Origin of the sequence: Brachybacterium sp. J144, assembly GCF_036321705.1 — a bacterium.
Classification (GTDB): domain Bacteria; phylum Actinomycetota; class Actinomycetes; order Actinomycetales; family Dermabacteraceae; genus Brachybacterium.
Genome location: NZ_JAZDCG010000030.1, coordinates 1 through 21925 on the forward strand (window position 1 = coordinate 1; position 21925 = coordinate 21925).

Here is a 21925-nt window from a genome sequence, read left to right on the forward strand (position 1 = left end):
TGAAGCGCCCTGGGTTCCGTTCCGAGTCTCAGCAAGGAGAATCGGAGCATGCCCAAGAAGTTCAGTCCAGAGCTGCGTGACCGTGCCGTGCGCATGGTTTACGACCGCCAAGCCCGCGAGGGCGGCCCCCGTGCAGCATCGATCCGTGCCGTCGCACCACAGCTCGGCGTTGGCGTGGAGACGCTGCGGATCTGGTGCAACCGCTACGGACCCACCGAGCCGGCCGGCTCTGGAGAGCCGCTCGAGGAGGAGAACCGCCGGCTTCGGCGGGAGCTCGCCGAGGCGCGACGTGCGAACGAGATCCTGAAGGCCGCCTCAGCGTTTTTCGCAGCGGAACTCGACCGCCCCACGACGAAATGATCGCGTTCATCGACATGCATCGCGAGAAGTTCGGGGTCGAGGCCATCTGCCGCATCCTCGGTGCGACAGAATGTGGGTTCATCACGTCCCGCGGCTACCGCGCAGCGAAAACGCGTCCCGCCTCAGCCCGCGATCTCAGAGACGCCACCCTGCTCACCGAGATCACAAGGATCCATCAGGAGAATTACGGTGTCTACGGGGTCCGGAAGATGTGGCATGCCATGCGCCGAGCCGGCTGGGACGTGGGCCGAGACCAGGTCGCCCGACTCATGCACCTCGCCGGAGTGCACGGTGTTCGACGAGGCAGGAAGCCCCTCACGACCTGCCCGTCGCGGGAGCCGGACCATCGCCCGGACCTCGTGGAGCGGAAGTTCGCGGCCAAGCGCCCGCACCAGTTGTGGGTCGCGGACATCACCTATGTTCGTCTTCCGACGGGATTCTGTTACACCGCGTTCATCACCGACGCGTGCACGCGCAGAATCGTGGGCTGGGCTGTCGCATCCAGACTGCATACGGAATCGCTTCCGCTCCTCGCGTTGGAGCAAGCGCTGATCTCCACCGGTGCTCATCGGGCGCGGGATGGACTCATTCATCACTCGGACCGTGGCGTTCAATATGTTTCTCTCGCCTACTCCGACGCTCTCACGACTGCTGGTGTGAAGGCGTCTGTCGGAACCGTGGGAGATAGCTACGATAATGCGCTGGCCGAGACCGTGAATGGCCTCTACAAGACCGAGCTCATCTACTCAAGGTGCACCTGGGGCTCAGTCTCGGACGTAGAGATCGCGACGATGGCCTGGGTCCACTGGTGGAACGAACACACGCCGGATCCACGAAGCTCTCGGCTACCGCACCCCGGCCGAGGTCGAAGCGACCTACACTCGCCCCACGACGACCGCGCCCGCGACTGTCTAACCACGGAACGAAACCCAGGGCGCTTCACAGCTCCCGCAGACACCGGTCGCGGGGAGCTGGATGAAGCAGTTCGGGCAGGTTGCGATGGCGCGTTGGGGCGTCCTGTCGCTTATTCTTCCGTGGGCACTGTCTCGTGGGCTCGGCGTGGGCGGGAGGATGGGCCGGTCGACCATCCTTCGTCGCTCATGGCCCGGAGTCGTCGGATCGACGAGGGCGGCCGAGAACTCACCGGTCACTTCGTCCAAGTCGATGACTCTCATCATCAGGTGCTGCTCGGGATACCGTCCTGCGATCTTCAGAGGGGTCTCCTCGGGATCGCGTGCAGTGACCCAGATGACGTGACAAAGAGAGTCGCAGTTGTCGCGGGCGATCCGCAGATTCCGGATGCGCTCTTGATTTCCCGGTTTCGAGGACCAGGTCGCTAAGGCGGGGTCGCCGAAGAAGTTGACCGACCCGTCGGCGTCCACCTCGTGTTCCCAGATCGTGAGTGTGACCTTCTTGGAATCGGGGCTCACAGCGGACCAGGACCACCTGGGATTTGCGGGAGCTGAGTCGAAGTACGCGAACGCCTCGGCGAGAGTAGTGGTCTCCATGGTGTCTGCTCCTATGCGGCGGAAACTCTGACCCTGATCAAACTACTGACGTGACGCGGACGGGGTGCGCGGTCAGGTACCGGGATCCGCGCTCGGCGGTCGAGGGCTCTGATCGCTGCCGTCCCCCGCCGCTGAAGGCTCCTTGGAGATGGAATCTGTCGTCGCATGGCTTTCGCCCAGCACGCGAGCCTTCTCCTCTGCCATCAGCCGCTTCTCGATGGCGATCTCCCCGGCTTCGACGGCATCCCTATCGGCATCCTTCGTAGCCGACTCGCGGGCATACTCGTCGAAGATCCTCGTCTTCTCTCCGAGCAGTTCGACGATGCGCGGATCGATCCCCTCATCGGACAGAAGGCGGTGAACCTGTACGGATCGCTTCTGTCCCATGCGGTGCGCTCGAGCGATGGCCTGCACTTCGAGCGAGGGCTTGAGCTGGGGCTCGCCGAGAACCACGACAGAGGCTGCCTGAATGTTGAGGCCCTCGCCTCCGGCTTGGATCTGGGACAGAAGAACGCCGGCTTCGGGGGAGTCGGAGAACTCGTCGACGATCTCCTGTCGCCGGGCGGCACTCACACTTCCACTGATCGGGCCGTGCACAGGACCCGGCAGGAGCTCCACCAGCTCGTCGATGACGGTACGAAAGAACGAGAAGGCGATGACCTTGCGGCCATTGGCCGTCGCATCGTCGACGATCTCCAGCAACCGCTCCACCTTGTTCGAGTTCTTTCCTGCTTCCATCGCTGCTCGGCGCATGCCCATGAAGTGCCCGTCGGCAACGCGCGACGTGTAGGCGCGACGATCTGCGTCGGAGAACTCGATCCAGTCCTCGATCTCATGGGACCGATCCGGGGAGTGGCCCGTCTGCTGGTCCTACCAGGGGCAGTGCGCGGTGCGCCGCGGGCGCTACAAGCTGGTGGTCGGATGGCACGAGGTGCCGACTGCGGCGATCAGCCCGTGTCCGACGGGCTCCGCTGCAGCAGCACGTCGTCGAGCAGGTCGTCGGAGTGGAACTTTGCGAAGTTCGACGGGCCGCGGCGCATCAGCCCGAGAGCCATGGAGCGGGCGGCGGCGAGGACCGTCGGCCTCTCGTACAGCTCGCCCATCGCCCCGAGCGTCACGTAGATCGATAGAGCGTCCGGGTAGGAGTGATAGCTCGACCGAGTGATGGGCAGCGATAGCTCGACCGAGTGATGGGCAGCTCGCGATGGCCGGCTCGGGCTAGGGGACTGATGCGCCTACAGTCCTATTCCCAAACTTCTTGCGCATCAGTCCCGTCCCGCCCACTTGGGTTGCCTCGAAAGAAGCAGCCCAAGTGGAGCCAACTCAGGCTAGGGCGGCACCGATAGCTGCCAAGCTCTGGATGACTGCTCCTCCAGCTGCAGTACCAGCGGCACCCGCGGCTGCCATAGTTGCTTTCGTGATGAGTGTGTGCAGAACTCCTACTTCAGCCTTCTGGTTTGCGGCGACCTCGAGTTCGTCGACTACTGCCGAGACCTCGCTGCGCACGAGTTCGTCGAGATCCTCATGGGCGAGAACCGCACGAGTAGCGGCAATACTCTCGGTGACCCTCTCGATCTGAGTGTTGGTAATTGTGATGTACTGCGCGGAATGGTCGCCCGTCTGGACGGCTCCGCCGTTATTGTGGAAGGACTGGGTTTGAATGCCGACGCGCTGATCCACGTTGGTCGTCGGCCCGTGGGGAAACAGGCTGTCGAACAGCATTGCTTCCGGACGCATGAGGGCAGTCCTGCCACGCGAAGTGATCTCTACTCGCAGATGTGAAGCCTGCAGTGCGTTGAGTGTCGTGATGTACTTTGCTTCCTCGAGAAGGTCAAGCGCCTGCTCTCGTTCTTCGACTAGAACGGGGGTGAGTGCGTCATCGTGCAGATCCCAACTCAGCCAATCATCACGAGTCGCTTCGCCGCCCGCGGCCTTGAGTTCCGCGAGAATTGCGCGCATCGTGTGCTCAAGCCGGAGTGGTCCCTCCTCGAGGGAGGCTCGCAGCCCCGCGGCGATTCTCCGCCCCTCGGGCGTCGGCCGCCAGCCGCCCGACATGCGGCCGCTCGAGACGACCAAGTCTGCTTCGCGCAGCTTGCCAAGCTGAAAGAGGGCGTCTCTCTCGGTCAAGTCCAGAAACCTCGCGAGTGCTTGATGTGCTGCGTAGCTGGCAGGGTCCGACGCTGTCATCTCAGCGAGTTTGAGCAACAATTCACCCCTTCCGGACCGGTGAAGCTGCGCGTGAGTGAGTATGTCGTTCATGTGTTCTCCTCGTATCGGTCGTGATCCGATCCATCGTTGCAAGGGCAAGTGACAATCTAAGTCGAAAGGGAGTTGAGGCTCCTGGGTCCATCTGTCTCTGCGTTCGCGGCGTGAGCGACGCCGCTTGTCTGGGTGTGAGTCTGGAACCTTCATAAAGCCCCAGCTTCGAGGCTTCGAGCTATAAGCCCGGGGCCCATCAATCAGTCGAGATGCTCCACCCCCCATCGGCAGTGATCTGGAGGACGAGCGAGCCGTCGGGGAGCAGCGTCGTGCCGTCGTACGCACCGATCTCGTTGACGATCAGGTCGGGGCGGCCCTCCCCCCAGGCCCAGATCGCGAAGTTGCTCTCCCCGTCATGTGTGAGCGCGACCGGAGTGAGTCCGTCGGCAACACCCTCGACGATGAGGATGGTGCCGCCGTGGCCCTCGAATGCGCTGCTTCCGTCCCAGCGCGGCGCCTCGCGGAGGGGGACCAGATCGATGGTCCAGCCGCCGTCGGCCTCGACGCGCAGCGCGGCGGGATCCTCGCCGAAGTTCAGCGCGACGTCTCCCTCGTACGTTCCGATCTCGTTGACCAGCAGGTCGATGTTCTGCCCGTTCTCGTCGACGGACCACAGGGCGATGTTGCTCGAGCCGTCATGGGTGACGGTCGCGTAGAAGACGCCGTCGCCGAGCGGCTCGAGCATGACCACGTCGGACCCCGATCCCGAGAAGGACTGCGGCTCGATCGGTTCGGGCTGCGGTGCAGTCTCCGTCTCCTCGTCGGGGGATGGCTCGACACTCTCCGACGTCGACTCGGTCGGCGCGGCGGCCTCCGGTGCACTGGACTCGGCAACGTTCTGCTCGGTGGGTTCGGCCTCGGCGGCGACCTCAGGAGTCGTCACGGACTCGTCGCTGGGCGTCGCCGGCGTGACGCCGCAAGCAGTGAGGAGTGCGAGGGCGGCGAGAGCACCGATCGCTCCGCTGCCGAGCCGCCCATGAGGCCGGCGACCGAGAGCCGTCGAGGACGGCAGAGTTGAGGTGCGCATGTCTACTCCAAGGGTGAGTCGGACGGTGTCCGATGGCGAGTGCACTACGAGGTCCGCTGTGCATGCCCTGACCATGCAGGCACGGCGTGAAGAAGCAAAGAGCAGATGACGATAAGGTCCCTTAGCGATGCGTTGGCTAGGCGAACGAAGCGGACTCCGTTAGGTTTGCGCTATCCACTCGGGAGGTGAGCCATGCCGACGTTGACTATGCAGTCCATCGCTGACCTCACCCGTGTCCGACGGGAAGTGGTGAGCGTATGGCGAACCCGCTCGACCGGCTCCGCAAGTCCGTTTCCGCCCTCCCTCTCCGAGGATGAGCTGCTCTTCGATGCGCAGCAGATCGCCGACTGGCTCCAGGCAACGGGGAGGGGGAAGAATCCTGAGGCCCCGCTCGAGGTGCTCCTGCACTCTTCCCGGTTCGAGGAGCTGCGCGCGGACCCCGAGGCCGCGTCCACCCTGCTGCTCCTGCATCACCTGAGCGGCGGACCACTCAAGAACGCCCGAGCGGGCGACCTCGCCGAGCTGCTGGATCGCCGCAGGCATGAGCTGCTGATCCCGTGGTCCCAGGTGGAGGATCTTTTAGCGCAGGACGAGCTCGTCGATTCTGTTGACGAGCTCGCCGAAGCGGCCTTCTCCGGCCGTGCCGTGATCGACAGGCTGATCGGTTCCTTCACTGGTCCGCGCGGCCCCTGGGCTGCACAAGCGCTGACACCGGCAGGCGCCGCGCTGGTCGTGGAAATCCTTCGAGGACTGCTCGAACCGGTACCTCGTCGCCTCGATCCGCGAGGCGAAGGCGGGATGCTCATAGCCACGGAGCTTGCGCAGGCGCTTGCCGACGAGGAGCAGCCGCTCTACGGCGCTGACCCAGAGGCTGCAGGCACTCCGGAGTCACGTGCTGCACTGCGAATGCTCGCCGCGCATGCCGGGATCGACCAGGTCTTCGAGCTCTCAGACCTGACGGACGAGCCGCACATCGCTCTCCTGCACGAGCAGAGGGCCGAGAATCCGGAGTCCTTCTTTGAACAGATCGACTCGGTGCTCCTGGACCTCGGTCCGTCGGACATCGCGCTCGTGCTCGGTCCCAGCGAGCTGCTGCTCGACCCCCTCCGGGACGAGACGCTCCGTGCAGTGCGGTCACGTCTGCTCCTGCCTCGCCCGGAGAGCCCAGCGCCTCTGCGATATGCCGCCCGTCTCCCGAAAGGACTGAGCCGTTTCGGCGGCCGACGACGCCTCGCGCTGTGGGCGTTCGGCACTGCTGCTTCCCATGCCGGCACGGACTGGACCGTCTACGGCGAGCACGCCGACACCACTCTGGACGACTCTGCTCGCGCAGCTATCACTGCCGACATCTCCGCCGCGCTCGCCGGAGGCACAGCTCTGACCGCCCACGCCTTTCTGCGCAGCAGTCGGCTCGCTACCGGAGCGTTCGTGCGACGACGCGAGCTGTGGCTCCCTCCAGCAGGCGACCAGATTCGAAGTGGAGGCGAGAGCCTGGCTCGGCTCTGGGAGCTCGACGACGGCACCCTCGAGAGCAGGCTCGAGGTCCGAGCCACCGACGACCAACGCATCGATCCGACGGTGACCTGGGATGTGGCGCTCCGCGGGCTCGCCCGCGAGGTCCTGGGGACGCGTCTGCCGGTGCAGGCGATTGGCGCGCCTGCTCCCGGCAGCGTCGTGGTCATTGGACCGGAGGAGGTCCGCGATCCGAGCAGGATCGGCCGGCGCGCGGTGGACCGTCTCGTCCTGGAGAAGACCGCTCCACGCAGCACCATGACCCTCCCCGGTGACGTGGTGTTCACTGCCGAGGGCGGCGCCGCTGCGTTTGTCGACGACGAAGGGGGTCACGTGCTGCAGGCCCCGGCCCGTGCGCTGCGCTGCCGCACCGAGATCAGGGATCTGCGCGTGTTGCATCCGCGCGTCGTCGCCGCGGATATCGCCGCCCAGGAAGGACGCGACCGGCGCATCTGGCGTCTGCGCACGATCCCCGCTGAGGCGGTCCCTGTGCTCGACGCTGTCGGACCCCTGCTCGAGAATCGACGAGCGGATCTCCGCCGGCGACTGGAATCCCTCGACCAGCTAGAGGACGAACTCATCCAGGCCGTGGCGGCCGGAACCCTCGCCGCCACGCTCACAACCCCCACGAAGGAGAACTGATGGCCACGAAGCAGGCCGCCTTGGCGCCCTCGACGCCCAAGGAGCTCAAGGACACGCTGTGGAAGGCAGCGGACAAGCTCCGCGGCTCCATGGACGCGAGCCAGTACAAGGACGTCGTGCTGGGGCTCGTCTTCCTCAAGTACGTCTCCGACGCCTTCGAGGAGCGGCGCGAGGCGATCCGCGCCGAGCTCGCGGGCGAGGACGAGCAGTTCATCGCCGAGACCCTCGAGGAGGTCGATGAGTACACCGGCTCCGGCGTGTTCTGGGTCGCTGCCGAAGCCCGCTGGGAGTTCATCGCCGCCCACGCCAAGGGAACCCAGGCCACACCGGGCGCGGACCGGCAGACGGTCGGTGACCTGATCGACGCCGCGATGACGCACCTCGGCCGCGACAACACCTCGCTCGAGGGCACCCTGCCGCGGATCTACGGCCGCGACAACGTGGACCAGCGCCGCCTGGGCGAGCTGGTGGACCTGCTGAACTCCGCCCGCTTCACCGGGCAGGGCGTCTCGAAGGCGCGGGATCTGCTCGGTGAGGTCTACGAGTACTTCCTGGACAAGTTCGCCAAGGCCGAGGGCAAGCGCGGCGGCGAGTTCTACACCCCGCCGGTGCTGGTGCGCACCCTGGTGGAGATCCTGGAGCCGCACCAGGGCCGGGTCTATGACCCGTGCTGCGGGAGCGGCGGCATGTTCGTGCAGGCGGAGAAGTTCCTCGCCGCGCACGACGAGGACCCGACAAATATCGCCGTCTACGGCCAGGAGCTCAACGAGCGCACCTGGCGGATGGCGAAGATGAACCTCGCCATCCACGGCATGGATTCCCAGGGGCTCGGCGCCCGCTGGGGCGACACCTTCGCCCGCGACATCCACCCGAACCTGGTGGCGGACTACGTGCTGGCGAACCCGCCGTTCAACATCAAGGACTGGGCCCGCAGTGAGGACGATGCGCGCTGGACCTACGGCGTCCCGCCGGTGCGCAACGCCAACTACGCCTGGATGCAGCACATCCTCTCCAAGCTCTCCGCCCAGGGGGAGGCGGCCGTGGTGATGGCCAACGGCACCATGGCCTCGAACACCGGAGGAGAGGGCGAGATCCGCAAGAACATGCTGAAGGCCGGCGTGGTCTCCGCCGTGATCGCGATGCCGCCGAACCTGTTCCGCTCGGTCGCGATCCCGGTGTGCGTGTGGTTCTTCGCCAACGACAAGACCGCCGGGTCTAAGGGCTCGGTCGATCGCTCCCGCGAGGTGCTGTTCATCGACGCCCGCGAGATGGGGCACATGATCGACCGCGTGGAGCGGACGTTCTCCGACGAGGACATCCACAAGATCGCCAACACCTTCCGAACCTGGCGTGGCCGTGCCTCGGCCGAGGGCGAGTACGAGGACGTACCCGGTTTCTGCAGGTCCGCCACGATCGACGAGATCGAGCAGGCAGGCTGGGCGGTGACGCCGGGCCGTTTCGTCGGTGCGCCGGAGGCCGAGGAGGACGACGAGCCGATCGACGAGAAGATCGAGCGGTTGACGAAGGAGCTCACCTCGGCGCTGGACGAGTCCGCGCGGCTGGACGCGGTGGTGCGGGAACAGCTGGGGAGGTTGGTGTGAGCTTTGAGATGAAACCGTTGTCGAGCCTGATAGAGCTTCAACGTGGGCACGACCTTCCGAGCCGCGAGCGTACTGAAGGGGCCGTTCCAATCATTGGGTCTTTTGGTGTGACCGGATGGCATGACGTTGCGCGTTATGCAGGACCGGGAGTGGCTATTGGTCGAAGCGGGGCATCCATCGGACGCGCAACCTACGTTAAGCAAGCGTACTGGCCACTGAATACATGTCTGTTTGTGCGGGACTTCAAAGGAAATGACCCTCGCTGGGTGTATTGGATGCTACGTAACGCTGACTTTGCGGCATATAACTCCGGGAGTGCCCAGCCGTCGTTAAATCGGAACTATCTTGCGCAGATGGACGTCCGCACACCGTCGGTGCGTCAGCAAGTGTTGATCGGTGAGGCGCTCGGCGCTCTCGACGATAAGATCGCCGTTAATGCGAGGGTAATTAGTCACGGCCGAGAACTCCTTCGGGCGGTCTGGGCACGGTGCGCGGATGAAAGTTCACGCCAGGTACGTCTCGGTGACGTAGTCACAGTGAACCCGCGCGCGGTCAAGCCCGACCTAGCCGAACCTCCTTACGTCGATATGAAGGCACTACCTGAACATGGACTTCTGATCTCCGACGCGGGTCGTCGTGAGGCAAAAGGTGGTGCGCGGTTCATGCACGGCGATACGCTGATGGCTCGGATCACTCCATGTTTCGAGAACGGCAAGATGGCGTATGTAGATGTGCTTGGGGCAGGGGAAGTCGGCTATGGTTCGACCGAGTTCATCGTGTTTCGTAGCCTCGAGGGTGTTCCGTCGGCCGTGCCGTATGCAGTTGTCTCTTCTGCAGAGTTCCGGAAGTATGCCGCCCGCTCGATGATCGGGACGTCTGGTCGCCAGAGGGTCCAAGCGAAGGGGCTTGAGGAATATGAGCTCGATTGGCCCGATGAAGAGAAGCTCGCCGAGTTCGGGGAGTTCTCGGATGCGCTTCTCGGGCGGCTCGGAGCAGCCCGTGATGAAAGCCAGCGTCTCGCCACCACCCGCGACGAGCTCCTGCCGCTGCTGATGTCCGGCAAGATCACCGTCAAGGATGCCGAGAAGACCGTCGAGGAGGTCGTCTGACATGTCGTCCCACACCGGAGAGGATGCCTGGGAGCAGCTCGTCATCGATCGAATGGGCGAGCTCGACTGGCAGTACACGCCCGGCGCGGAGGTCGCGCCGGGCTCGGGGGAGCGGGAGTCGTGGCAGGACATCGTGCTGCGCGGCACGCTCGACCGGGCGCTGAAGAACCTGAACCCCGACGTGCCGGGGGAGTTTCTGCAGCAGGCCGCGACGGAGGTGCTGACCCCGCAGTCGCAGGACGCGATCACGGAGAACCACCGCCTCCACACGATTCTGCGCGACGGGTACCGAGGCATCACGTTTGTCGACCACGACGGGCGCGAGCGCACCCCAGTGATCCGCTTCCTCTCCGGTGACGCGGCGCTGAACAGCTACCGCGTGGTGAATCAGGTGACCACGCGGCGCGGCCAGGTGGAACGCCGTTTCGACGTCGTCGCCTATGTGAACGGGCTGCCGCTGGCGATCATGGAGCTCAAGCAGGCCGGCTCCCGGGCCGCGACCGCTGAGGCCGCGTTCAACCAGCTGCAGACCTACGTCGCCGAGCTGCCGATGGCGTTCCGCTTCGCCTCGTTCGTGGTCGCGACCGACGGCATCAACGCCCGCTACGGCACGCCGTTCACGCCCTGGAACCACTTCGCCTCCTGGAACGTCGACGACGACGGCCACCCCGTCGCCATGGGGGAGCCCGGCCCGGACGGCGAGCACCACACCGAGATCGACTGGACCCTGAACGGCCTGTTCAACCTCGAGCGCTTCGGGCAGCTGCTCCACGACTTTGTCGCTTTCGACGAGGATGCTGGCGGGCTCACCAAGCGCATCGCCAAGCCGCACCAGTACTTCGCCGTCACCAAAGCGGTCGGCTCCACCATCGAGGCCGTCCGCTCCGACGGGCGGATCGGCGTGGTCTGGCACACCCAGGGCTCCGGTAAGTCCATGGAGATGGAGTTGTACACCGCGAAGGTGATGGGCCATCCGCAGCTCGCGAACCCCACCATCGTCGTCCTCACCGACCGCACCGAGCTCGACACCCAGCTGTTCGACGGGTTCCAGCGCTCCACGCTGCTGCCCGAGCAGCCCCGCCAGATCGGCTCCCGCGAGGAGCTACGCGCCCAGCTCAGCGAGCGCCGCACCGGCGGGATCTACTTCACCACCCTGCAGAAGTTCGGCCGCTCCCAGGCCGAGCGTGAGGCCGGCGTCGCGCATCCCCTGCTCTCGGACCGTCGGAACATCATCGTCATCGCCGACGAGGCCCACCGCAGCCACTACGGCGACCTCGACGGCTACGCCCGCCACCTGCGCAGCGCCCTGCCGAACGCCGCGCTCATCGCCTTCACCGGCACACCCATCCGGGAAGCGGACCGCGACACCCGCGAGGTGTTCGGCGCCGACATCGACGTGTACGACCTGCGCCGCGCCGTGGACGACAAGGCCACCGTGCCCGTCTACTTCGAACCCCGCCTCATCCAGCTCGCCCGCCTCGCCGGCCTCGACGACGACGCGATCGATGACGCCGCCGAGGAGGCGACCGCCGGACTGGACGACGTGGACCGTCAGCGCCTCCAGCAGTCCGTGGTCGTGCTCGAGGCGCTCTATGGCGCGCCCGAGCGCCTGCGCACCCTCGCGGAGGACTTCGTCGCGCACTGGGAGCAGCGGCGGGAGAACATGCGCACCGCGATCGAGGGGCCCGGCAAGGCCATGATCGTCACCGCCACCCGTTCCATCGCCGCCCGGCTCTACGACGAGATCGTCGCCCTGCGCCCCGACTGGCACGACGACTCCGACGCCAAGGGGAGGATCAAGGCGGTGTACACCGCGAACCCGTCGGACCCCGAGCAGATCAAGGCGCACATGCGCCGCCCCAGTGCGATCGCCACCGTCAAGCAGCGCGTCAAGGACCCCGACGACGAGCTCGAGATCGTCATCGTCAAGGACATGATGCTCACCGGCTTCGACGCCCCCGCCCTGCACACCCTCTATCTCGACCGCAGCATCAAGGGCGCCCTGCTCATGCAGACCCTCGCCCGCGTCAACCGCACCTACAAGGGCAAGCAGGACGGGCTCCTCGTCGCCTACGCCCCGCTGCTCGAGAACCTCACCGCCGCCCTGCGGGAGTTCACCCATGACGCCGACCCGACCGACCCCAGCGTCGGCCGGCGCGACGTCGACGAGGCCGCCCAGCTCGTCCACAGCCTCGTCGGCTCCCTCCGCGAGATCGTCACCCTCGACTGGAAGGCGATCCAGAACGCTGACGTGCGCCGCGGCTTCATCGACGCCGTCTCCGCGACCACGAACTTCCTGCGCTCACCACTGACCGACGGGAACACCGACCCCGAGGACCCGAACACCCGCCCCCTCGCCGACGCCTTCCGCAGTCTCTCCTCCAAGCTCGACCGCGCCTGGGCGCTCGCTGCCGGGCACCAGGACATCCAGACGCTGCTGCCCGAGGTGCAGTTCTACAAGGAGGTGCGGGTGTGGATGGCGAAGTACGACGCCCGCGAGCGCCTCTCCCGCGGAGAGCCGATCACCGATGAGGTGCGGCGCCTGCTCGGCGAACTGCTGGTCGACTCCGCGGAGAGCACCGGGGTGGTCGACATCTACCAGGAGGCAGGCCTCGAGCTGCAGCGGCTCGACGCGATCACCCCTGCCTGGACCGAGGAGGCGAAGAAGCCCTCGAAATCCCAGCTCGCGATCGAGGCGCTGAAGGCCACCATCCTCGAGGAGGCGGCACGAGTCACCCGCGGCAATGAGGTCCGCTCGAAACTGTTCTCCGAGCGGATCAACGAGCTGATGGTGAAGTACACCAACAAGCAGCTCACCGCCGCGGAGATCATCGCCCGCCTCATCGAGATGGCCCAGGAGGTCCGTGCCGAAGCCGACCGTGGCACGCAGTTCAGTCCTCCGCTCGGCACCGACGAGCTGTCGGTCTACGACGTCATCGCACAGAACCCCTCGGCCGTGGACGTGATGGGCGACGACACCCTCGCCCAGATCGCCCGGGAGCTGGTGACGATCATGCAACGTGACATCCGCACCGACTGGACCGTGCGCGACGACGTCAAGGCCAAGCTCCGCTCCTCCATCAAGCGCCTGTTGCGCAAGTACAAGTACCCGCCGGACCAGCAGCCCCAGGCCATCGTCGACGTCATGCAGCAGATGGAGTCGCTCGCGCCGCGGTATGCGGAGGAGCTGCGGGAAGACGGCACTCGATGACCGGCAAGCAGGTGCGACTCTTCCTCGTCGATGGGAAGCCGGGCGGGCTCATGACCGCGGAGATCGGCAACTGGACGGGTCATGTGCTCAAGGGGAAGCGGCTCGAGCTCGGAGAGATCCGCACGCGCCCCGAAGCCAGTCGAACCGGCATCTACATCCTCTTCGGCACAGGTGACGACGATGAACGGGTCGCATACATCGGCGAGAGCGACAACGTGGGCAAGAGGCTGGTTGACCACGATGCGAAGAAGGACTTCTGGGACGAGGTCGTGATCGTGACCTCCAAAGACGCGAACTTCACCAGCGCCCACGTGCGCTACCTGGAATCCCGGCTGGTGCGCATCGCCAAGGACATCGGCCGGATCCCCCTCGTCAACATCCAAGGACCGACCGGGGGTGCCGACCTGCCCGAGGCGGACGCCTCGGACATGGACTACTTCATCGATCAGGTGCGGATCCTCATGCCGGTGCTCGGACACGATATCTTCCGCGGCAGAGCGACGGCGCAGTCCGCCCTCGCCGGACGCGCAGAAGGGCAGACGGCGCTGGAGCTCGAGCAGGTCGCCCCCGACAGCCCCGCCTTCTTCCTCCGGGCGACGAAGGGGATGGACGCCCGCGCCCAAGTGATCGACGGCGAGTTCACCCTTCTCGAAGGGTCGATTGTCAGCAGCGTAATGCGCAGATCCGAGAAGCAGGCGGCCTCCACCGCCCGGCAATTCGAGAACCGATCGCTCCAGCACGCGGATCTGATGAAGGTGGTGGAGCCGCTCGGTGGCGGAGAGCTGGGGCGCGTTCTGAAAGACGTCGTGTACTCGTCCCCGTCCGCTGCAGCGGCAGTTGTCCTGGGCCGAGCCTCTGCCAATGGTCGGATCGAGTGGGTTGACGAGCTCGGCAAGAGCTACGGGGCGTGGGAGGCTGCGCAAGCAGAGCGTTGAGGGGCTCGGCGGAGCGGGTCCATGACCTCATCCACATCGACGCTGGCCTGGCACAGCTCCCGCCTGCCATGAAGGGACAGTGCGGCCGACGGCCGGGTGCGACGGCGACTGTGCATGCCCCCGCACCTGGCCGCCGAGCCCCGCGCGCGGCGCGGCGCGGCGCGCTCCGCGGGCCGACGGGGATCAGAACTGCGGCGTCGGCAGGTACACGGTGCCGCCGCGCTCGCGGAACTCCCGCGACTTCTCGGCCATGCCCTCCTGGGCGATCCGCTCCTGGGAGGCGGCGTCGCCGTAGGTGTCGCGGATGTCCTGCGAGATCCTCATCGAGCAGAACTTCGGCCCGCACATGGAGCAGAAGTGCGCGGTCTTCGCGGGCTCGGCTGGCAGGGTCTCGTCGTGGTACTCCTCGGCCAGCTGCGGATCCAGCGAGAGCCCGAACTGGTCCCGCCAGCGGAACTCGAAGCGGGCCTTCGACAGGGCGTCGTCGCGCTCGCGGGCCCCGGGATGTCCCTTGGCGACATCGGCCGCGTGAGCGGCGATCTTGTACGTGATCACCCCGGTCTTCACGTCGTCGCGGTCCGGGAGCCCCAGGTGCTCCTTCGGCGTGACATAGCAGAGCATCGCGGTGCCGTAGCGGGCGATCTCCGTCGCGCCGATGGCGGAGGTGATGTGGTCGTAGGCCGGCGCCACGTCGGTGACCAGCGGGCCGAGCGTGTAGAACGGCGCGCCGTCGCACAGCTCCTGCTGGCGCTCCACGTTCTCGCGCACCAGGTGCAGCGGCACGTGCCCCGGGCCCTCGACCATCACCTGCACGTCGTACTCCCACGCCCGATGGGTCAGCTCGGCGAGGGTGTCGAGCTCGGCGAACTGCGCGGCGTCGTTCGCATCGGCGAGGCAGCCGGGCCGCAGCCCGTCGCCGAGGGAGAAGGAGACGTCGTAGCGGGCGAAGATCTCGCACAGCTCGTCGAAGTGCTCGTAGAGGAAGTTCTCCCGGTGCCGGGCCAGGCACCAGCCGGCCAGGATCGAGCCGCCGCGCGAGACGATCCCCGTGACCCGGTTCGCCGTCAGCGGCACGTAGCGCAGCAGCACCCCGGCGTGGATCGTCATGTAGTCCACGCCCTGCTCGCACTGCTCGATCACGGTGTCCCGGAAGATCTCCCAGGTCAGCGCGTTCGCGTCCCCGTTCACCTTCTCGAGCGCCTGGTAGATCGGGACGGTCCCGATGGGCACCGGCGAGTTGCGCAGGATCCACTCGCGGGTGGTGTGGATGTCGTCCCCGGTGGAGAGGTCCATGACGGTATCGGCGCCCCAGCGGGTGGCCCACTCGAGCTTGGAGACCTCCTCGGCGATCGAGGAGGTCACCGCCGAATTGCCGATGTTCGCGTTGACCTTCACCAGGAAGCTGCGTCCGATGATCATCGGCTCCGCCTCGGGATGGTTCACGTTCGCGGGGATGATCGCGCGGCCCGCCGCGACCTCGCTGCGCACCAGCTCCACGTCGCAGCCCTCCCGCAGCGCGACATAGCGCATCTCCGGGGTGATCTCGCCGCGACGGGCGTAGTGCATCTGGGTGACGCGCCGACCCGGGAGGGAGCGCAGCGGGGGCCGGGTCTCGCCGCGCCACTCGGCGCTGGCCTCGCCGCGGCGCACCGCCTCGCGCCCGTCGTCGGACAGATCGCGGGCCCGGCCCGCGTACTCCTCGACGTCGCCGCGGCCCCGGATCCACTCCTCGCGCAGCGGCGGCAGGCCCTCCTCCGGGACGCAGCCGGGGCCGGCGGTGCGGTACACCTCCAGCGGCGGGTTGGCCGTCCCGTCGGGGGAGGGGTCCTGGGCGATGCGGGTGACGGGAATCCGCAGGCCGTGCGCGGGGTCCTCGAGATGGCCGAGGCTGTGGGTGGGGTAGTTCTCAGGGCGTGCGGACATGCAGTCGCTCTCCTTCTTCCTTCGCCGGCATGACCCGGGGCAGGTTCGGTCGGTGCTCGAACCGCGACAGTTCGATCTCAGCCCGTTGCGACGGGCACCCGAGGGATCGGCGACGACCGTAGCAGACGCATGCGGTCGCGTCCGAGGCGTCCGCGAGGGCCGCCGGACCGCCACCCAGGGGTTCCTCGTCGACGAATACCGGGAGGTGATCCCCCCCGCACCGCGTGCTCGAGCTGGATCAGAACCTGTGCGTGACCCGCAGCGGGCGGGGGACGCGCCTCGGACGGGCCCAGCGGCGGGAGGTGTGGGCGATCGTCGAGGCGTACCGCGCTGAAGGCAAGCATGCTGCGACGCTGTACTGGGACGAGAGCTCGGCGGTGGCGGGGTCAAGTGCCTGGAAGTGGTGTAGCGATCCTTCTCTGAGGGGTCAGGCTGTCAGCGCGGGCAGGGAGCTTGTGGTGACCTCTTCGGTGTCGGTGTCGGTGTCGGTGTCGGTGTCGGTGTCGGTGTCGGTGGGGACTGATGCGCGATCAGGTGTCAGCTGGGGTTAGGCCGCCAGGCTGACGGTCGGGGTCATGATGGTCTCGTACTCGATGGGGGTCAATCGGCCCAGGCGGGCCTGCCGACGGCGTCGATGGTAGGTCCGCTCGATCCAGGTAATGATCGCGATCCGCAGCTCTTCTCGAGACCGCCACCGCCTGCGGTCCAGGACGTTCTTCTGGAGCAGGGCGAAGTAGGGCTCCATTGCGGCGTTGTCCCCGGCTGCGCCGATTTCCCCATCGATCCGATGTGGTGGTGACGGTTCAGGGCGTGCACGAAGCTTCGCGCGCGAAGCTGGCATCGTGACCGGGATCCTGACCAACGGCACCGACACGATCCCTGCGGAGGTCGCCGGGCTCGGCCTGACCAGTCACTTCGATCCGATCTTCAACTCCGCCGCCATCGGCTACATCAAACCCGATGTGCGCGTCTTCCTTCACGTGCTCGAACAGCTCGGGCTCGGGGCTCCGGAGGTGTTCTTCACCGACGACTCGGAGGGCAAGCTGCACGGCACCCGGTCCTGAGGCATGCACGCCCATCACGGTATCGGCCCGCTGCGCGACGCACTCGCCCAACACGAACTCCTCGCACGCTGATCTCCTCAGGTACGTCGATGGTGCATTCAGTCCGTCCCCCTACCCAGACGGAGGTACTCGCGAATGAAAGACATCAACCCGACGGGAAGGCTTGTGTCCGTCGAGCTGCTTCCCCGCGATGAGGAGTCGGATATCGGCGGAGTCCGTCTCGAGACCGTCCTGCGGGCCGCGGTCCTCGGCGATGCCGTCGAGGTGCGGGCCACGGTTGATTCCTACTGCGACGACCACTCCAGCAAACTCTGGCTGCACCTCGGAGGTCAAGTCCCTGGAAGTGGTGTAGCGGTCCTTCGGTGAGTGGGGTCAGGCTGTCAGTGCGGGCAGGGTATCGGTGCTCACCTCGTTCGCAGGGTTGGTGGTGGTGATGGTGAGGCGGCAGCGGGCCAGGACGTCGAGGCCGAGGTAGCGGCGGCCTTCGGCCCATTCATCGGTCTGTTCGGCCAGGACCGCGCCGACGAGGCGGACGATGGCGTCGCGGGTGGGGAAGATGCCTACGGAGTCGGTGCGTCGGCGGATCTCGCGGTTCAGGCGTTCGGTGGGGTTGTTGGACCAGATCTGGACCCAGACATCCTTGGGGAAGCCGGTGAACGCGAGGACGTCAGCGCGGGCTGCGTCGAGGTGTTCGGCCACGTCCGGGAGCTTCTGGTCGACGTAGTCCAGCAGCCGGTCGAACTGGGCGTTGACCGCGGCGGCGTCGGGCTGGTCATAGACGCTGTGGAGCATCGCTTTCACGGCCGGCCACATTCCCTTGGGACAGATGCTCATCAGGTTCACTGCGTAGTGGGTGCGGCAGCGCTGCCAGGACGCGCCGGGCAGATGGGCGGCGATCGCCTCGACCAGCCCGGCATGGGCGTCGGAGGTGACCAGGCGGACTCCGCCCAGGCCACGGGCGACGAGGTCGGCGAAGAAGCTGTTCCACGCAGCTCCCGTCTCGCTGGTCGCGACCCGCATGCCGAGTACTTCGCGGTGCCCGTCACCGTTGACGCCGGTGGCGAGCAGGACGACGGCGTTGATCACGCGCCCGCCCTCGCGGACCTTCATCGTCAGCGCGTCAGCGGAGACGAACGTGAACGGCCCGGCCGCATCCAGCGGGCGGTGGCGGAACTGCTCAACATGCTCGTCCAGATCGGCTGCCATCCTGCTGACCTGGGACTTCGAAAGCGAGTTGATGCCGAGGGTCTTGACGAGCTGGGGCCCCGGATGCGATGTGCGCGAAGCGTGCATCCGGGGAGCCATGCGTCGGGTGGAGACGCCGGCGAGATAGCAGTCCGCCACGACCGTGATCAGAGCGGATTCGGCGCGCTTGCGGCGCTCGAGCAGCCATTCGGGGAAGTAGGTGCCGGTGCGGAGCTTGGGGACGGCGACGTCGATCGTGCCGACGCGGGTATCGAGGTCGCGATGGCGGTAGCCGTTGCGCTGGGCGGTCCGCTCGGGGCTGGGTCGGCCGTATTCGGCGCCGGCGATCGCGTCAGCGTCCGCGGAGAGGAGCTCGTTGATGATCCTTTGCAGCATCGTGCACATCAGATCCGGGGAGGCTTCGGCCAGGGCTTCACCGAGCAGTCCGTGAGGGTCGACAATGTGGGGAGCGGTCATCGTGATGACTCCGTTCGAGGATTCTGTGGAAGGTTGACTCGAAGGATCACACGGTGGCCGCGTCCTCGTCCGGGACGAACTCAGCGACCGCGCTACACCACTATGCGGGACTCAACTGGGATCCAACGCCCACATCGGCTGGACGGCAGAGGACTTCGCCCCGTATCAGGCCACGATCGATACCATCCGCCTGCTGAACCTCGTGGTCCTGGCTGTGGGATTGGGCGCCTTCCTGCTCGGCACGGCCGATCTGGCAATGAGCCGCCGGCAGGAGCATGCCCGCCTCCGGCTCCTCGGGATTCCCGTGGACGTGCTGCGCCGTGCGCACTGGCTCGAGGTGGCACTTCCACTGGTGGTTGGTGGGGGAGCAGCCCTGGCCATTGGGCACCTGGTCGCCGTCGCTTTCGTCGAAACGGGGAACCGCGGCATGGACCCGGAACTGATCACCAACCTCAGCTTCTCAAGCCTCACAGGACCAGTACTCGCCGTCGCGGGCGGATCGGTCGCCATCGCACTGGTCACCTCACTCGGCATCGGAGCACCGCTGCGAACCGACCACATCCGAAGAACCTGACCTGCGTCGCTGCTCGAGGCTTGCCCGCCGAACGTGGCCCGGTTGGGTATAGCCAGTGCGACAGTTGTGTAACAAAAGTGCGAAAGTTGACCCTATTGGGAACCGTAAAAGACCGTCCGGTAGCTGTTTCGCTGGGGTGTCCCAGTTTGATACGCACCTCACGACACGACGCGCGCTGCTTTGAGTAGAGGGGAGCCCTCGACGGGCACAGCAGTGCTCGTGGAGGGCTCCGGTATGACGTCAAGTGCTCGGTGGGGTCAGCGTCCGAACAAGCGGGCGAAGAAGCCGGCGCGGGGGGCGTCGTCGGTGTGGCCTGGGCAGCGGTCCCGCTGGGGGACGTTCTTCATGACCTGGTCGACGTGCTGGCCGCAGCCGGCCCAGGTGGTCTTTCCACAGGTGCGGCAGGTGGTGGCTCGGCACATGGGGTTCTCCTTGCGGTGGTGGCGGGGTGGTTCAGGCGGCCTGCGTGGGCGATTTCTCGAAGAGGGCTGCGAGGGAGGGGTCCGGTGCGACGCGGTTCCAGGGCATCTTCGAGAGGACCGAGGCCATGGCGCAGGAGTCGCTGAGGGCGGAGTAGGTCAGGCCCGCGCCGATGGCGCCGGCGACCATTCCCAGGCGGGGGTGGATCAGCTGACCGGCCAGGGTGCCGAGCAGGACGAGGGAGCCGGCCGTCATGCGGACCTGGCGGTCCATCGCCCAGCGGGTTCCGCGTCGCACCACGGTGCCGCCGGCTGCCTGGTAGGCGGCGATGCCGCCCTCGAGGACGTCGACGGTGTCGAAGCCGGCCTCGTGCAGTGCCGAGCAGGCCTTGCTCGCCCGGGCGCCGGACTGGCAGACCAGCACGACGTGGTCGTGCATGCGCTCGGCGAGGGCCTCGGTGTGCTCGGTGAGGAGGTCCAGGGGCACGTTGTAGGAGCCGCGGATGTGGGTGGTCTCGAACTCGCCCGGGGTGCGGACGTCGACGATCATCAGCTCCGGATCCTCGGAGAGGCGTCGGGTGAGCTCGGCCGGCGCGACGGTACGGGGGGCGATCTGTGCGGCGGTGGTCATCGGGCATCCTCCCCGGTGGTCGCGAGGTCGTGCTGCTGCGCGGTCCACTGGGACCAGCCGGCGTAGCTGCCTTCCAGCTCGACCACGTCGTGGCCGGCGCGGCGCAGCGCCGCGGCGGCGACGGAGTTGCGCAGACCGGACTGGCAGAAGGTGATCAGGCGGCCCGCACCGGGATCGGGCAGGTCATCCTGGTGGAAGAGGACCTTCCCGGCCGAGAGCTGCTCGGCGCCGGTGATGGTGCCGTCCGCGTGCTCGCTGCGGTTTCGCACATCCAGCAGCAGGGCCGTGGAGTCCTTCGTGCGCAGCGCCTGGAGATCGGCCGGGGAGACCACCGCCGGGACCGTGGTGGGCAGGCCGTCGAGGGAGGTGACATAGCCGGTCAGGGAGTCCACCCCGACCCGCACGAAGTGGTCGCCGTACTCGGCGGCGTCCTCGGCGCTCTCGGCGAGCACCACCAGGTGGGCGTCGTCGCTCTCGGGGTCGAAGGCCCAGGCGATGTGGGTGGCGGCCTTGCCGAGCGAGGGGATGCTCAGCGCGCCGGGCACGGTCCCGGCGTGGACCTGGTCCACGGGACGGGTGTCGATGAGGGCGTAGGTGCCGTCCTTGAGTCCGCGGGTGAGCTCTTCGACGCCGACCACTCCCGGCGTGGGGCGGCGGCCGAGGATGGCGGGACCTTGCTTGTTCTGGCGCTTCATGCGGGCGAAGTAGGCGTGCGCGTCGGGCTGGCCGTCGAGCAGTTCGTCGATGAAGCCCTGCTCGTCGTCGCGCTCGAGGTAGGTGGCCCACCAGGCGAACTTCCGTTCGTAGCCGACGGTCGTCGACGGCAGAGCGCCGAGCGCCTTGCCGCAGGCCGAGCCGGCGCCGTGGCCGGGGAAGACCTGCACATGGTCGGGCAGGGTGAGGAAGGCGCTCTTGAGCGAGGCGAACAGCTGCTTGGCGCCCTCGAACCGGGTGTCCTGCATGCCGGCGGCCTCGTCCAGCAGGTCCGGGCGGCCCAGGTCCCCGGAGAACACGAAGTCGCCGGTGAGGTAGTAGCCGGGCTCGTCGGTGAAGGCTCCGTCGGTGACGAGGTAGGACAGGTGCTCGGGGGTGTGGCCTGGGGTGTGGCGGGCGGCGACGGTGATGTTGCCTAGCTGGATCGTGTCGCGGTCGTGCAGCAGCTCGGCGTCGAAGCCGTAGGTCCAGTCCTCCCCACCCTCGCCGGAGACGTACGCGGTGGCGCCGGTGGCGGCGGCCAGCTCGCGGGTGCCGGAGAGGAAGTCGGCATGGATGTGGGTCTCGGTCACGGCGGTGATGGTCATCCCGTGGTGGGCGGCGATGTCCAGGTAGACCTGGATGTCGCGCCGTGGATCCACCACCAGCGCCACGCTCTGGGACTGGCAGCCGATGAAGTAGCTGGCCTGGGACAGGTCCTCGTCATAGATGCGTTCGAGAAGCATGATTCCTCCTGTGCGGTGTGGGCGATAACGGTCGAGCTATACCCCCGAG

General features: G+C 66.8%; 18 protein-coding genes, 2 pseudogenes, 1 riboswitch and 1 other annotated feature. Of the genes and pseudogenes, 9 read left to right on the forward strand and 11 right to left on the reverse strand.

The features are described from left to right. Positions 1–48 precede the first annotated feature (48 nt). Positions 49–1275, forward strand: a pseudogene (locus V1260_RS11325) (IS3 family transposase). After that, positions 318–420 (forward strand) — a sequence feature (AL1L pseudoknot). (Overlaps the previous pseudogene by 103 nt.) On the opposite strand, the gene V1260_RS11330 reads toward V1260_RS11325, so the two are convergent. From V1260_RS11330 to V1260_RS11350, 5 genes are all read right to left on the reverse strand, one after another. Further along, positions 1272–1868 carry a hypothetical protein gene (locus V1260_RS11330; protein WP_329746924.1) on the reverse strand — a complete coding sequence of 199 codons (597 nt, stop codon included), beginning with the start codon at positions 1866–1868 and terminating at the stop codon, positions 1272–1274. The pseudogene V1260_RS11325 and the gene V1260_RS11330 overlap by 4 nt on opposite strands. Before the next feature lie 72 nt (positions 1869–1940). Beyond that, entirely contained in the window at positions 1941–2606 is a 666-nt protein-coding gene (locus V1260_RS11335; protein ID WP_329746925.1) for a C-terminal helicase domain-containing protein, read from the reverse strand. Positions 2607–2815: 209 nt separating this feature from the next. Continuing rightward, positions 2816–2971 carry a hypothetical protein gene (locus V1260_RS11340; protein ID WP_329746926.1) on the reverse strand — a complete coding sequence of 52 codons (156 nt, stop codon included), beginning with the start codon at positions 2969–2971 and terminating at the stop codon, positions 2816–2818. Positions 2972–3191: 220 nt separating this feature from the next. Continuing rightward, on the reverse strand, positions 3192–4127 hold the full coding sequence (locus tag V1260_RS11345) for a hypothetical protein (RefSeq protein WP_329746927.1): 936 nt from the start codon (positions 4125–4127) through the stop codon (positions 3192–3194). Between the two features lie 196 nt (positions 4128–4323). After that, positions 4324–5154: a hypothetical protein gene (locus V1260_RS11350; protein WP_329746928.1), complete on the reverse strand. Its 831-nt coding sequence runs from the start codon at positions 5152–5154 to the stop codon at positions 4324–4326. 192 nt (positions 5155–5346) lie between these two features. On the opposite strand from V1260_RS11350, the gene V1260_RS11355 reads away from it, so the two are divergent. Genes V1260_RS11355 through V1260_RS11375 form a run of 5 tightly spaced genes read left to right on the forward strand, consistent with a single transcriptional unit; the run spans position 5347 to position 14164 of the window. Further along, positions 5347–7308, forward strand: a complete 1962-nt coding sequence (locus V1260_RS11355) for a hypothetical protein (protein ID WP_329746929.1) — start codon at positions 5347–5349, stop codon at positions 7306–7308. Next, a complete protein-coding gene (locus tag V1260_RS11360) occupies positions 7308–8909 on the forward strand; it encodes a type I restriction-modification system subunit M (protein WP_329746930.1) in 1602 nt (533 codons plus the stop codon). The genes V1260_RS11355 and V1260_RS11360 overlap by 1 nt, the downstream gene beginning before the upstream one ends. Positions 8910–8917: 8 nt before the next feature. Next, positions 8918–10018 (forward strand): restriction endonuclease subunit S, encoded by a 1101-nt coding sequence (locus V1260_RS11365; protein ID WP_329746967.1) that lies wholly within the window; start codon positions 8918–8920, stop codon positions 10016–10018. Position 10019: 1 nt separating this feature from the next. Continuing rightward, complete coding sequence (locus V1260_RS11370; protein ID WP_329746931.1) at positions 10020–13229, forward strand: type I restriction endonuclease subunit R; 3210 nt, start codon at positions 10020–10022, stop codon at positions 13227–13229. Then, a complete protein-coding gene (locus V1260_RS11375) occupies positions 13226–14164 on the forward strand; it encodes a GIY-YIG nuclease family protein (RefSeq protein WP_329746932.1) in 939 nt (312 codons plus the stop codon). Before V1260_RS11370 ends, V1260_RS11375 begins: the two co-directional genes overlap by 4 nt. 183 nt (positions 14165–14347) lie before the next feature. Here the strand turns inward: V1260_RS11375 and thiC are convergent, their stop codons facing one another. Then, a complete protein-coding gene (thiC, locus tag V1260_RS11380) occupies positions 14348–16087 on the reverse strand; it encodes a phosphomethylpyrimidine synthase ThiC (protein ID WP_329746933.1) in 1740 nt (579 codons plus the stop codon). Beyond that, a riboswitch (TPP riboswitch) is annotated at positions 16087–16197 on the reverse strand. Its footprint overlaps the gene before it by 1 nt. Positions 16198–16634: 437 nt before the next feature. After that, positions 16635–16924 (reverse strand): annotated as a pseudogene (locus V1260_RS11385) (IS3 family transposase); the annotation flags it as partial. A gap of 5 nt (positions 16925–16929) precedes the next feature. On the opposite strand from V1260_RS11385, the gene V1260_RS11390 reads away from it, so the two are divergent. After that, positions 16930–17151, forward strand: coding sequence for an HAD family hydrolase (locus V1260_RS11390; protein WP_329746934.1), 222 nt, complete (start codon positions 16930–16932; stop codon positions 17149–17151). A 135-nt stretch (positions 17152–17286) separates the two neighbouring features. Next, complete coding sequence (locus tag V1260_RS11395) at positions 17287–17517, forward strand: hypothetical protein (protein ID WP_329746935.1); 231 nt, start codon at positions 17287–17289, stop codon at positions 17515–17517. Positions 17518–17523: 6 nt separating this feature from the next. Here the strand turns inward: V1260_RS11395 and V1260_RS11400 are convergent, their stop codons facing one another. Continuing rightward, positions 17524–18813, reverse strand: a complete 1290-nt coding sequence (locus tag V1260_RS11400; RefSeq protein ID WP_329746936.1) for an IS256 family transposase — start codon at positions 18811–18813, stop codon at positions 17524–17526. Between the two features lie 202 nt (positions 18814–19015). Here V1260_RS11400 and V1260_RS11405 point away from each other — a divergent pair, with 202 nt between their 5' ends. After that, a complete protein-coding gene (locus tag V1260_RS11405; protein ID WP_329746937.1) occupies positions 19016–19387 on the forward strand; it encodes a hypothetical protein in 372 nt (123 codons plus the stop codon). A gap of 257 nt (positions 19388–19644) precedes the next feature. Here V1260_RS11405 and V1260_RS11410 read toward each other — a convergent pair whose 3' ends face one another. From V1260_RS11410 to V1260_RS11420, 3 genes are read right to left on the reverse strand one after another with little or no spacing between them, the layout of a single operon-like run. Then, on the reverse strand, positions 19645–19809 hold the full coding sequence (locus V1260_RS11410) for a hypothetical protein (protein WP_329746938.1): 165 nt from the start codon (positions 19807–19809) through the stop codon (positions 19645–19647). A 31-nt stretch (positions 19810–19840) separates the two neighbouring features. Then, positions 19841–20437: a rhodanese-like domain-containing protein gene (locus V1260_RS11415; RefSeq protein WP_329746939.1), complete on the reverse strand. Its 597-nt coding sequence runs from the start codon at positions 20435–20437 to the stop codon at positions 19841–19843. Beyond that, the gene (locus V1260_RS11420; protein ID WP_329746940.1) at positions 20434–21876 is read right to left on the reverse strand and encodes an MBL fold metallo-hydrolase; all 1443 of its coding nucleotides are present in this window, start codon (positions 21874–21876) and stop codon (positions 20434–20436) included. The genes V1260_RS11415 and V1260_RS11420 overlap by 4 nt, the downstream gene beginning before the upstream one ends. Between the last annotated feature and the right edge of the window lie 49 nt (positions 21877–21925).

Coding starts and splice junctions, on each gene's coding strand:
- V1260_RS11330 (WP_329746924.1), bottom strand. CDS start 1,868: ATGGAGACCACTACTCTCGCCGAGGCGTTCGCGTACTTCGACTCAGCT.
- V1260_RS11335 (WP_329746925.1), bottom strand. CDS start 2,606: ATGGAAGCAGGAAAGAACTCGAACAAGGTGGAGCGGTTGCTGGAGATC.
- V1260_RS11340 (WP_329746926.1), bottom strand. CDS start 2,971: ATGGGCGAGCTGTACGAGAGGCCGACGGTCCTCGCCGCCGCCCGCTCC.
- V1260_RS11345 (WP_329746927.1), bottom strand. CDS start 4,127: ATGAACGACATACTCACTCACGCGCAGCTTCACCGGTCCGGAAGGGGT.
- V1260_RS11350 (WP_329746928.1), bottom strand. CDS start 5,154: ATGCGCACCTCAACTCTGCCGTCCTCGACGGCTCTCGGTCGCCGGCCT.
- V1260_RS11355 (WP_329746929.1), top strand. CDS start 5,347: ATGCCGACGTTGACTATGCAGTCCATCGCTGACCTCACCCGTGTCCGA.
- V1260_RS11360 (WP_329746930.1), top strand. CDS start 7,308: ATGGCCACGAAGCAGGCCGCCTTGGCGCCCTCGACGCCCAAGGAGCTC.
- V1260_RS11365 (WP_329746967.1), top strand. CDS start 8,918: ATGAAACCGTTGTCGAGCCTGATAGAGCTTCAACGTGGGCACGACCTT.
- V1260_RS11370 (WP_329746931.1), top strand. CDS start 10,020: ATGTCGTCCCACACCGGAGAGGATGCCTGGGAGCAGCTCGTCATCGAT.
- V1260_RS11375 (WP_329746932.1), top strand. CDS start 13,226: ATGACCGGCAAGCAGGTGCGACTCTTCCTCGTCGATGGGAAGCCGGGC.
- thiC (WP_329746933.1), bottom strand. CDS start 16,087: ATGTCCGCACGCCCTGAGAACTACCCCACCCACAGCCTCGGCCATCTC.
- V1260_RS11395 (WP_329746935.1), top strand. CDS start 17,287: ATGAAAGACATCAACCCGACGGGAAGGCTTGTGTCCGTCGAGCTGCTT.
- V1260_RS11400 (WP_329746936.1), bottom strand. CDS start 18,813: ATGACCGCTCCCCACATTGTCGACCCTCACGGACTGCTCGGTGAAGCC.
- V1260_RS11410 (WP_329746938.1), bottom strand. CDS start 19,809: ATGTGCCGAGCCACCACCTGCCGCACCTGTGGAAAGACCACCTGGGCC.
- V1260_RS11415 (WP_329746939.1), bottom strand. CDS start 20,437: ATGACCACCGCCGCACAGATCGCCCCCCGTACCGTCGCGCCGGCCGAG.
- V1260_RS11420 (WP_329746940.1), bottom strand. CDS start 21,876: ATGCTTCTCGAACGCATCTATGACGAGGACCTGTCCCAGGCCAGCTAC.